11 protein-coding genes are annotated in these 10,575 nt (G+C 68.9%); 9 read left to right on the top strand and 2 right to left on the bottom strand.

Annotated elements, in window-relative coordinates; all coding sequences use genetic code 11:
• From MKK88_RS11080 to MKK88_RS11070, 3 genes are all read left to right on the top strand, one after another.
• On the top strand, positions 1–281 hold a 281-nt coding region (locus MKK88_RS11080), incomplete at its 5' end, for a hypothetical protein (RefSeq protein WP_243999609.1).
• 20 nt (positions 282–301) lie between these two features.
• A complete protein-coding gene (locus tag MKK88_RS11075; protein ID WP_243999608.1) occupies positions 302–898 on the top strand; it encodes a hypothetical protein in 597 nt (198 codons plus the stop codon).
• Positions 899–900: 2 nt separating this feature from the next.
• Positions 901–1,341 (top strand): DUF421 domain-containing protein, encoded by a 441-nt coding sequence (locus MKK88_RS11070; protein WP_243999607.1) that lies wholly within the window; start codon positions 901–903, stop codon positions 1,339–1,341.
• A gap of 121 nt (positions 1,342–1,462) precedes the next feature.
• Here the strand turns inward: MKK88_RS11070 and MKK88_RS11065 are convergent, their stop codons facing one another.
• Both MKK88_RS11065 and MKK88_RS11060 read right to left on the bottom strand, forming a co-directional pair.
• Entirely contained in the window at positions 1,463–2,461 is a 999-nt protein-coding gene (locus tag MKK88_RS11065) for a helix-turn-helix domain-containing protein (protein ID WP_243999606.1), read from the bottom strand.
• Positions 2,462–2,785: 324 nt separating this feature from the next.
• Positions 2,786–3,490 carry an IclR family transcriptional regulator gene (locus tag MKK88_RS11060; protein WP_243999605.1) on the bottom strand — a complete coding sequence of 235 codons (705 nt, stop codon included), beginning with the start codon at positions 3,488–3,490 and terminating at the stop codon, positions 2,786–2,788.
• A gap of 173 nt (positions 3,491–3,663) precedes the next feature.
• Between MKK88_RS11060 and MKK88_RS11055 the strand changes: the two genes are divergently transcribed.
• The 6 genes from MKK88_RS11055 to MKK88_RS11030 all read left to right on the top strand — a co-directional run bounded on the left by MKK88_RS11055 (position 3,664) and on the right by MKK88_RS11030 (position 10,061).
• Positions 3,664–4,989: an MFS transporter gene (locus MKK88_RS11055; protein ID WP_243999604.1), complete on the top strand. Its 1,326-nt coding sequence runs from the start codon at positions 3,664–3,666 to the stop codon at positions 4,987–4,989.
• A 73-nt stretch (positions 4,990–5,062) separates the two neighbouring features.
• Entirely contained in the window at positions 5,063–5,971 is a 909-nt protein-coding gene (locus MKK88_RS11050; RefSeq protein ID WP_243999603.1) for a DUF1932 domain-containing protein, read from the top strand.
• Between the two features lie 39 nt (positions 5,972–6,010).
• Entirely contained in the window at positions 6,011–6,685 is a 675-nt protein-coding gene (locus tag MKK88_RS11045; protein WP_243999601.1) for an RraA family protein, read from the top strand.
• Positions 6,686–6,834: 149 nt separating this feature from the next.
• On the top strand, positions 6,835–8,154 hold the full coding sequence (locus MKK88_RS11040; RefSeq protein WP_243999599.1) for an MFS transporter: 1,320 nt from the start codon (positions 6,835–6,837) through the stop codon (positions 8,152–8,154).
• A 34-nt stretch (positions 8,155–8,188) separates the two neighbouring features.
• Positions 8,189–9,109 carry an SMP-30/gluconolactonase/LRE family protein gene (locus tag MKK88_RS11035; RefSeq protein WP_243999597.1) on the top strand — a complete coding sequence of 307 codons (921 nt, stop codon included), beginning with the start codon at positions 8,189–8,191 and terminating at the stop codon, positions 9,107–9,109.
• 13 nt (positions 9,110–9,122) lie between these two features.
• Positions 9,123–10,061, top strand: a complete 939-nt coding sequence (locus MKK88_RS11030; protein ID WP_243999595.1) for an amidohydrolase family protein — start codon at positions 9,123–9,125, stop codon at positions 10,059–10,061.
• Positions 10,062–10,575 lie beyond the last annotated feature (514 nt).

The raw sequence follows: 10,575 nt of genomic DNA, 5'->3' as shown, positions 1-10,575 counted from the left end.
GCAAGAAATGGCTGCAGCCACCGATCCAGATCCTCATGCCATCCGCCAGCACCGGACATCGCGCGCACCCAAGCCCATGGCCGTGGCATGCGAATCCGCGAAAACCTCCCGCGTTCCTTCAATCTGCCAAAGTAGTGCTAGGACGTCTGCCAATCCCCGAGGGGCTCCCCGTCGTCGGGACAAATGCCGAAACCCGTCCGGAACGCCACGTCGCGCTCGACGGCGTGATCGGCGCGGCGAGACCCATCTCCGAAGGAGCCGACATCGTCTTTGGGGGTTGAGGCCTCGGGACGGTGGAATCGTGGGCCGTCCCAGCCAGGGGCATGTCTCGACGGCCGGGATTTCCGCGACGCGGGCGAAAGGGAGCCAGACCGCCTTGGAAGTCATCCACGATGACCCGCCGATGCCGCAGGAGATCGCGAACGGGTTCTACCCGGCCTTCGAGGGGCAGTGGCGCAGGGCGGAACTCGCGGGTCGGTTCGCCATGCTCGGCTTCGTGCTGGTCTGCGCCGCCGGCCTGCTCGGGCATGGGCCATTCAGCGAGCGCGAGCTTTCCAACGGCGATGGGTCGATCAGCATCCGCTACGAACCCGTGGTACGCTTCGGAGCGCCGACGATCATCCGCTTCGAAACCAAGGTGCCGGCGGGCGGCGACAAGGTCGCGGTGACCATCGCCAAGGATCTCGTCGACCAGTTCGGCCTGGAGAGCATCACGCCCCGGCCCGCGACCTGGGAGGCCGCAGGAAGCGGTATTCGCCTTGTTTTCCCGGTGCAGGCCGGCGAGCGCCATGCGCTCATCCGCTTCACCGGGTCTCCCGCCTTCCGCGGCGGCGTGAACCTCACCGCCCGGCTTGATGCCGGGGAGACCCTGTCCTGGTCCCAGTACGCGGTGCCCTGACCATGAACACCGTCGTCAAGGCCGCTGCGGCCTACCTCGTCGTCCTGTTCGTCATCCGGCTGATCGGGCGGCGCACGGCCAGCCAGCAGGCGCCCATCGACATGGTGGTGCTGTTCCTGTTCGGCGGCCTGAGCGTCAGCGCGATCCTGGGCGACGACCACTCGTTCACCGGGGCGATGAGCGCCCTGTTCACCGTGGGGCTGATGCACGTCTCGGTCTCATGGCTGAAGCTGCGCTTCGTCTGGTTCGAGCGCATCGTCGACGGCACGCCCATCGTGGTCTATCGCGACGGGGACTGGGACGAAATCAGCATGCGCCGCCTCCGCATGCAGCAGGCGGACGTGCGGACCGCCGCACGCCAGCAGGGCCTGGATGACCTGGAAAAGGTCGCCGTCGCCATCGTGGAGCGGGACGGGAAGGTCTCCGTCATCGAGAAGGACTGAGCCGCGGGCGCCACGACGGTTCGACCCCGTTGAGGTCGCCCCCGATCCGGCCGGTCGCGGAATGACGGCTTCGGAGACGGCCCGTTGGAATAGCCGACGGCCTCCTGTCGACCCGATCCGGTCACTTCGCTGACCGGAACGACCGTCCGAAAGCGGACGCAACCGACGGCACATTCTGCCTGTGCGCCTGCCGGTACTCGCGCGGGCTCATGCCATGGCGCTCCTTGAAGCGGCGGGCGAAATGGGCTTGGCTGGCGAAGCCGCAGCCATAGGCCAGCATGCCGATCGACAGGTGGGCGCAGGCCGGGTCGGACAGCCGCTTGCCCGCCATTTCCAGGCGACGCTCCCAGATGTAGTCGGAGATATGCCGGCCGCGCTCGTGGAACAGTTCCTGCAGTCGGCGTAGCGACATCCCCATCGCGGCCGCCAGATGGGGCGGATCCAAACTGGGATCGCCCAGATGGGCCTCAACATAGGCTTTGGCGCGCTGGACCGTGACGTTGCCGTGCATGGAACGCGGCACCTCCTGTGCCATCCGTTCGGCGACACTGGCCACGATCAGGTCGATCCCGATCGACGCCATGCGTTCGGCTGCGTCGGGGGTGAGCTTGTCACCCACCCGGACAAGCTCTCGCAAATAGGTATGCGCCAGGGTCGTGGAGGCGAGAGCCCCACTGATTGTGTGAGCGCTGAACAGCCGGGACGAGCCAAGAACGGTCTCGATGCGCTCACGCGGCAGATCGAGCAACAGCGAACTGTTCGCGTCCATCATGCAGACGGTCGGACGCGCATTGAGGACCACGAGATCGCCGGGCCGGGTCTTTGCCTCCTGATCGCCTTGCTGATAGCTGGCGTTCCCGGATAGCCTCAGGATGGCATAGACCCGATTGTCGCGACGGCTCTGCCGGATCATGTCGGCTGTCGCTTCCGTGCGCAGTCGTGTGTAGGCGAGATGCGAGATCGGCACGCTGCCGATACTGGTGACCTCAAGCTTGCCCCGGAAGAGTTCGGCGTCATCGGCCTGCAACGCGGCGGGTGCCAAGCGTTCGCAGACCATTTCCCGCCAACGCCGGAACGCGGTTTTGGGATGAACTTCTTCGGTCGAGAAAAACGGTTGCATCCGCGGCCCTGATGCACAGCTTGCCGTCCCCTGAAGCAGGCTGCGGACACAGGTGTTTATTGTATATAATCTATCGTTTCAACACCGGCGAGCCGGGTGCTCCGCGGAGATAACATCCGTTCCCCGATCTCCGCCGCCTGACTGCAGAACGGCAGGAAACCACCCAACCCTGCCGTTCAGCACGGCCCACCAACGCGACCGGAGCGGGCCGCGAGCGGAATGTCCGCATGTGGGTCTTTCCGGCTCGTGAGCGGATGCCAGCAGAGAGGCAGCCACATCCGGACAGCGTCTGCTCCGACGTGGCCCCGTCCCATGCGCGCCGCGTCAGAGCTGTGCGCCGAGTTGAGACGAGAGGCGTTCACCCGCCTCTCGCAGGCGCGGCTTGAGGGTTTCAGCTTGGTCCCGGGTCAGTCTCGACGAGGGACCGGACAAAGCCAGAGCGCCGATCAGCCGCCGCTCGGTCCCGAACACCGGCATCGCGACCGACGCGACGTGAGGGTCGGTGATGCCGGATGTGTAGAGAGGAACCGCGATCGCCGCCCTGTCCGAAGCCTCTCGGTCGCTGAAGGTCCTCAGAACCTGCGCGATGGCGGATTCGTCCATCGGCCGCATGTCGCCGGGGCGGACGTTCATCCGCAGCGGCGACGGCGAGTCCGCCCGGAACAGGCAGAGCCGCTGGTTACCCCGGCGGATGTAGAACGAGGCCGTCTCCAGGGATTCGGCCGCGAGCCGCTCCAGGACGGGAACGATCCGCTCCTCCAGGGCGAACGACTGCTGGTAGACCGAGCCGATCCGGGCCGCTTCGACACCGAGGCGGTAGCGCCCGTCATCCAGGCGCTCGATCAGCTCGAACTTCTCCAGCGAGATGCACAGCCGCATGATCGTGCTCTTCACGAGCGACGTGCGTCGCGCCAGCTCGGAGAGTTCCAGGGCGTCGTCGCCCCGCCGGAACGCGGTCAGCACGGTCAGGACCCGATCGGCCGAAGCCACCCCTTCGAGATTGGGCCGCGTGCCCGCCTCCTTCGCCATCTGTTTGCACTCGTTCCGGTTTCGCGCGGGTCGGGGTGCACGATCCATAGCTAGCGTCCCCGCGGTCACCAAGTCGTGACGCCGCCGCCCACGGCGTCGTTGACAGCCGCCGCCCGATGCGCGATTTAAATCGAAACGTCGTTTCAAAAAATGACGATTCGGGAGTGGACGTCATGGCGCGAGGGCTGCAGACCCAGGCTCCGGCCCACGCGGTCGATGCGCGAAACCTCCATCGCAAGATGATGCGGCGAATCCTGCCGTTCCTCTTCGTGTGCTACGTGGTCAGCTATCTGGACCGCGTGAATGTCGGCTTCGCCGCGCTCACGATGAACGCGCATATCGGGCTCACCGCGACGTCCTTCGGCATCGGCGCGGGGCTGTTCTTCCTCGGCTACTTCCTCGCCGAGATCCCCAGCAACCTGATCATGATGCGCGTCGGGGCCCGGATCTGGATCGCGCGGATCATGATCACCTGGGGCCTCGTCTCGGCGGCGACGGCCTTCGTGACCGGCCCGATCCAGTTCGGCATCGCGCGGTTCCTCCTCGGCCTCGGCGAGGCGGGGTTCGTGCCCGGCGTCTTCCTCTATCTCAGCCTCTGGTTCCCCTCGGCGGTGCGGGCGCGGGCGACGGCGCTCTTCCTGCTCGGGATCCCGGTCGCCAACATCATCGGCTCGCCGGTCTCCGGAGCGCTGGTGCAGGTCGAGGGCTTCGGTCTCGCCGGATGGCAGTGGCTGCTCATCCTCGAGGCCCTGCCGGCGGTGATCCTCGGCATCGTCTGTCTCTTCGTCCTCACGGATCGACCCGAGAAGGCGCAATGGCTCACGCCCGCCGAGCGCGCGGTCCTCGTCGCCACGCTCGCGGCTGAGACGGCGGCGATCGAGACGAAGCATCCCCTGACGCTGGCCCAGGCCCTGCGGAACTGGCGGGTTCTGACGCTCGCGGCGATCAATTTCTGCGCAATTATCGGCTCCCTGGGCGTCGGCCTGTGGCTGCCGCAGATGATCAAGCAGTTCGGGCTCGCGAACTCGGTGGTCGGGTTCGTCGCCGCCATTCCCTATGTCTGCGGTGCGGTGGCGATGGTGGTGTGGGGCCGCCTGTCCGACCGGGGCAGCGACCGCACGATCTATCCGGCCCTTTCCCTGGCTCTCGGTGCCGCCGCTCTGACGGCGAGCGCCCTGACCCCGACGCCAGTTCTGACCATCGCGGCGCTCTGCGTCGCGGTGATGGGCATCAACTCCTACACGGCGACCTTCTGGGCCGTACCTTCGGGCTTCCTCACCGGACGTGCCGCGGCGGGCGGGATCGCGATGATCGTCTCGATCGGCAATCTGGGGGGCTTCGCCGGCCCGTACCTGATCGGCGTGACCCGCGAGCTTTCCGGGGGCTTCACCGCCCCGCTGCTGGCGGTCGGGGGCATCCTCCTCCTCGGTGCCCTGATGATGCTGGCCCTGGGGCGGCAGATCCGGCGGGATGCCATCCCGGCCGCGCTTCCGGCCTGACCGCCATCATCCCGTATTGCCCGCCCGGACCGGCGGCCCCTCGCATCAGCCCAGAGCCCAACAGGAGCACCCCATGGCAGACCGCACGCAATTCCGGCTCGGCCTCGTCGGCTACGGCGAGATCGGCAGCACGCTCGGCGCCGGCCTGCGCGGCGCCGGCCTCGAATCGATCGCCTGCTACGACAAATACGCGTTCGAGGGGCCCTACGCGGACCTCATCCAGGCCCGGGCCAGGGACGCGGGCGTCACCCTGGTCCGCTCGAACGCAGAACTCGCAGAGGCCGCCGACCTGATCGTCAGCGTGACGCCGGGCGCCGCCTCGCTGGAGAGCGCCGACGCCTTCGCGCCGGTCTTGAGCGCACGGCACACCTTCCTCGACTTCGCCTCGGCCACGCCGAAGATCAAGCAGGGCGTCGCGAGCAAGCTTGAAGCGACCGGCGCGCTCCTCGGCGACGGCTCCATCGAAGGGACCCCGCTGCACGGCTACGCCATGCGGATGCTGTCGAGCGGCCCGGCCGGCGAGCGGGTGTGCGACCTGCTGAACCCATGGGGCATGCAGATCGCGTACACGGGGCCGGTGCTCGGCACCGCCTCGGGGATCAAGATCATCCGCTCGGTCCTGATCAAGGGGATCGAGGCGCTCACCGACGAGATGCTGCTCGCCGCCCGGCAATACGGGATCGACGAGGTCGTCCTCGCCTCGGCCTCCAAGACCCTCGCCCGGCCCTGGATGGACACGGTCCAGAGCCTGATCCCGTCGGGGGTGATCCACGCCAAGCGCCGGGCCGAGGAGCTGGAGATGTCGGCCGACGCCGTCGCCGATGCCGGGGTCGAACCGATCATGGCCCGCGCCGTCGCCCAGCGCCTGCGCTGGAAGGAGAGCCTCGGCCTCAAGGATCACTTCAAAGGCGTCGTCCCCCGGACCTATCAGGAGGCCCTCGAAGCCATGGCGCTCAAGGCCGGCCTGAAGCCCGCCGCCTGACGCCGCAGCCCCCTCCCCCGCATCGAAGGACGAACACCCATGGCCATCGGTTTCAAGATCCACCCGCGCACCCGCACGGTCGAGCCCGCCACCGTCGAGAAGTTCAAGGCCATCGCGGTCGCCAACATCAGCGACTCCATGAGCCGCATGGCGCATGGCGGCGCGCGGATCCGCCCGCTCCATGCTGGCGGCGTGCTCAGCGGCGTGGCCCTCACCGTGCGGGTGCGCCCCGGCGACAACCTGATGATCCACGCAGCCCTCAACCGCGCGAAGCCCGGCGACGTGCTCGTCGTCGATGGCGACGGCGACCTGACGAACGCCCTGATGGGCGAGCTCATGATCTCCCACGCACAGCGGATCGGCTTGGCCGGCGTCGTCCTGAACGGCGCGGTGCGCGATTACGGCTGGATCCGTACGAACACCTTCCCGGTCTTCGCCGCCGGCATCACCCACCGGGGCCCCTACAAGAACGGGCCGGGCGAGATGAACGCCCCCATCGCCATCGAGGGCATGGTGATCGAGCCCGGCGACCTGATCGTCGGCGACGACGACGGCTTCGTCTGCGTGCCCTTCGACCAGACCGAGACGATCTTCGCCGCCGCCGACAAGAAGCAGCAGGGCGAGGCCAAGACCATGGCGGCGATCGCGGCCGGCACCGTGGACCGGTCCTGGGTCGAGCGCGCCCTCGCGGAGGCGGGCTGCGAGGGGATCTAACCCGTCAAGATCCAACCGACGCCCCGTCTTTGCCAGCGTGAGCGAAGCAATCCAGGTCAGCGCACCGTTTTGGAAGCGTCCCGCACCCCCGGATTGCTGCGCTTCACGCGCAAAGACGACAAGACAACACAACACAGGGAGGGAGAGCGATGGCCGCCACGGAACACGCCAAGCATCCGCTTGAGACGGCGACCATGCGCCGTGTCATCCTCCGGCTCGTGCCGTTCCTGATGGTTTGCTACTTCTGCGCCCTGCTCGACCGGGTGAATGTCGGCTTCGCCGCCCTGCAGATGAACAAGGATCTCGGGCTCACGCCCGCGATGTTCGGCTTCGGGGCGAGCCTGTTCTTCGTCGCGTACTTCCTGGTCGAGGTGCCGAGCAATCTCGCCCTGCAGAGGGTCGGCGCCCGGCGCTGGATCGCCCGGATCATGATCACCTGGGGCTTCGTCACCATGGGCATGGCCCTCGTGACCGGTCCCCATTCCCTCTACGTGATGCGCTTCGTCCTGGGGGCGGCGGAGGCCGGGTTCTTCCCCGGGGCGATCCTCTACCTGACCTACTGGCTGCCGAGCGAATACCGCGCGCGGATCCTAGCGACCTTCACGGTCTCAATCCCGCTCGCGACCTTCCTGGGCTCGCCCCTCTCGGTGACGCTCCTCGAACTCGACGGCGCGCTCGGCCTCAAGGGCTGGCAGTGGCTGTTCGTGCTGGAGGGTCTGCCGACCGTCTGTCTCGGCATCGCCTGCCTGTTCGTCCTGACCGACCGGCCCGGCGATGCGAAATGGCTCCGCGAGGACGAGCGCGCCTGGCTCGTCGGGCGCCTCGACGAGGAGGCGGCCCGGCGCAAGCCGATCGGCCACATCTCGCTCTGGCAGCTCGCCCGCAACAGGTACTTCCTGACCATGGCGCTGGTCTGCTCCGGCGCCTCCGCGACGGGGACCGTCCTGTCGGTCTGGCAGCCACAGATGATCAAGGGGTTCGGGCTGACCAACCTTCAGACCGGCTTCGTCAACGCGATCCCCTACGGCATCGCCACGGTTCTGATGGTGCTCTGGGGCCGCCACTCGGACCGCCAGGGCGAGCGGCGGTGGCACACCGCGATCCCGCTGCTGCTCGCGGCCTTCGGCCTGTCGTACCTCAACCTGACCGGCGGCATCGCCACCGCGATCGTGGCCGTCTCGTTCGCGCTCGTGGGCGCCTATTCCTTCAAGGGGCCGTTCTGGGCGCTCTCCGCGGGCTGGCTGTCGCCGGGGACGCTGGCGGCGGGGCTCGCCGGGATCAACGCGATCTCGAACCTGATCGGCGGCGGCCTGATGGTGAACGTGGTCGGCCTCGTGAAGGACGCCACCGGCAGCTTCCCCCTCGGAATGCTCCCCGTCGCGGCACTGGATGCCGCCGCCGCGATCGGCGTGATCCTGATCAGCCGCGCCCATGCGCGCGCGGCGCAAGCGGCGGCGCTGCCCGCCTGAGCCCGATCCCAAGCCCATCCACCGAGGACACGCGATGTCGTTCTTCGCTCCCCCGCCGGCCGTGACGGCCGAACTGTTCACGCGCCTGCCCGACCGCTTCCGCAAGGCCCGGCCGACCGCCTGGGCGAACGCCAACCGGGGCGGACACGCGATCGACTCCTTCCTGGAAGGGCCCGTCTTCGACCGCGCCGGCCGCCTCTACGTGACGGACATCCCCTTCGGCCGGATCTTCCGCATCGACCAAGCGGGCGCATGGGAGCTCGTCGCCGAATACGACGGCTGGCCGAACGGCATGAAAATCCACCGGGACGGGCGGATCTTCATCACCTGCTACAAGCGCGGCCTGATGCGCCTCGACCCCGATACGGGGGCGGTAACGCCGTTCCTGGAAACGGCGGGCTCGGAGGGCTTCCGCGGGGTCAACGACCTGACCTTCGCCAAGAACGGCGACCTCTACTTTACCGACCAGGGCCAGACCGGGCTGCAGGACCCGACCGGCCGGGTCTACCGCCTGCGCCCCTCCGGCGAGCTGACCTGCCTCGTCGACACGGTGCCGAGCCCGAACGGCATCGTCATCGACGATGCCATGGGCAGCCTGTTCATCGCGGTGACCCGCGCCCAGCAGATCTGGCGCATCCCCCTGAACGCCAGCGGCCTCGTGGCCAAGGTCGGCGTGTTCGCGCAGCTCCACGGCGGCCTCGGCGGCCCCGACGGCATCGCGCTCGATGCCGAGGGCTGCCTGATCGTCGCCCATACGGGGTTCGGGTCGATCTGGCGTCTGTCCCCCGTCGCCGAGCCGCTGCTGCGGGTGAAATCCCCCGCCGGGATCTCGACCACCAACGTCGCCTATGGCGGCCCGGACGGGGCGACCCTGTTCATCACCGAATCCCAGACCGGCAGCATCCTGACGGCACGGATGCCGGCCGCCGGCCAGGCCCTCTTCTCGCACCATTGAACGGACCGGACGGATGAACGCCCCGATGACCCGCCGCGCGCATCTCGCGGCCCTCATGGCCGGCGCCGCCCTCGGCGCCGGGCTGCGGCCCGCCGCGGCGCAGACCGTGCCCTGGTCCTCGGGCACGGAGCGGCCGACCCTCACCGTGCCGCCGGACGCCACCGACTGTCACCACCACATCTACGATGCGCGCTTCCCCGCCGCGCCCGGCGCGACCCTGCGCCCGCCGGATGCGAGCGTCGCCGATTATCGCCTCCTGATGCGTCGCCTCGGCATTACCCGGCATGTCGTGGTGCAGCCCTCGACCTACGGCACCGACAACAGCCTCCTCGTCGAGTCCGTGAAGGCCTTCGGGTCGACCGCCCGGGGGATTGCGATGCTCGATGCCGCGGTGACGCCCGATGCGCTGAAGCGCCTCGACGGGGCCGGGATCCGCGGCGTGCGGTTCGGGACGCGCCTGCCCGGCGGCGCGCCGATCACCGACCTGGTGCCAGTCGCCCGCAAGATCGCCGATCTCGGCTGGCACATCCAGCTGGTCTCCGACGGCAACAGAATCGTGGACCTGGCCGAGACCCTGAAGGGCCTGCCGGTGCCGGTCGTGTTCGACCATATGGGTCACCTGCCCGAGCCCGCCGGCCCCGATCATCCGGGCTTCAAGGTGATCGCCGACCTGATCGAGACGCGCGGTGCCTGGGTGAAGCTCACCGGCGCCTACATCGCCTCGAAGGTCGGGCCGCCGACCTACGCCGACCGCGGTCGCCTCGCCCGCGCCTATGTGGCGCTCGCCCCCGAGCGCCTCGTCTGGGGCAGCGACTGGCCGCATCCGACCGCCCCGGCCGACGCGAAGCCGGACGATGCCGGGCTCCTCGACCTCCTGGCGAACTGGGCCCCCGATGAAGCGGTGCGGAACCGGATCCTCGTGGCCAACCCGGCCAAGCTCTACGGCTTCTGAATGCGCGGACGGGCGGCGGGCGCTGCCCCGATCTCCGCCGGGACGGAGGCCCCTCGATCCGCGTGCCGCTGCAGGCCTCGATGCTCGACGACCTTGTCGTCCCGGGCGCAGCCCTGACGCTGGTCCTCCCTTCGGCTTCGCGGCTGGTGCCGTCGGGATCCTGCGAACGCGGCACAGCCCGGGCCCGGGCCTCGGATCGTGCATCGTCCTGCTGGTCCTGACGCTCGCGGGGGCGGCGCGTGTCGTCATGTTCCCCCCCCCCCCCCCGGCCGGGGTCTCCTGGGGGGAAAAGGGGCAAACCCAAAACCGGCCGGGCCCCCCCGCTGGGTTTCGGGGCGGGCGCGGGCCCCCACAAAGGCCAAGGGGCTTTCCGTTTTGGGGCCTTGGTGGTTCGCGTGCCCGGGGCGGGGGCCGCGCGCGTTGGGGTCCACCCCGCGGCCGGGGGGGCCGGCGGCAGGGGGGGTCGGGGGGGGTTTTTGCACTTTCCTGGGGACGGGGACACCTGCAGAGGGGG

Source organism: Methylobacterium sp. E-005, from assembly GCF_022829725.1.
GTDB lineage: Bacteria > Pseudomonadota > Alphaproteobacteria > Rhizobiales > Beijerinckiaceae > Methylobacterium.
This window is presented reverse-complemented; position numbering and strand designations above follow the sequence as displayed.

What these genes read in the sequence shown, in the direction of transcription:
- MKK88_RS11070 (WP_243999607.1), top strand. Translation starts at nt 901, where the DNA reads ATGAACACCGTCGTCAAGGCCGCTGCGGCCTACCTCGTCGTCCTGTTC.
- MKK88_RS11065 (WP_243999606.1), bottom strand. Translation starts at nt 2,461, where the DNA reads ATGCAACCGTTTTTCTCGACCGAAGAAGTTCATCCCAAAACCGCGTTC.
- MKK88_RS11060 (WP_243999605.1), bottom strand. Translation starts at nt 3,490, where the DNA reads ATGGCGAAGGAGGCGGGCACGCGGCCCAATCTCGAAGGGGTGGCTTCG.
- MKK88_RS11055 (WP_243999604.1), top strand. Translation starts at nt 3,664, where the DNA reads ATGGCGCGAGGGCTGCAGACCCAGGCTCCGGCCCACGCGGTCGATGCG.
- MKK88_RS11050 (WP_243999603.1), top strand. Translation starts at nt 5,063, where the DNA reads ATGGCAGACCGCACGCAATTCCGGCTCGGCCTCGTCGGCTACGGCGAG.
- MKK88_RS11045 (WP_243999601.1), top strand. Translation starts at nt 6,011, where the DNA reads ATGGCCATCGGTTTCAAGATCCACCCGCGCACCCGCACGGTCGAGCCC.
- MKK88_RS11040 (WP_243999599.1), top strand. Translation starts at nt 6,835, where the DNA reads ATGGCCGCCACGGAACACGCCAAGCATCCGCTTGAGACGGCGACCATG.
- MKK88_RS11035 (WP_243999597.1), top strand. Translation starts at nt 8,189, where the DNA reads ATGTCGTTCTTCGCTCCCCCGCCGGCCGTGACGGCCGAACTGTTCACG.
- MKK88_RS11030 (WP_243999595.1), top strand. Translation starts at nt 9,123, where the DNA reads ATGAACGCCCCGATGACCCGCCGCGCGCATCTCGCGGCCCTCATGGCC.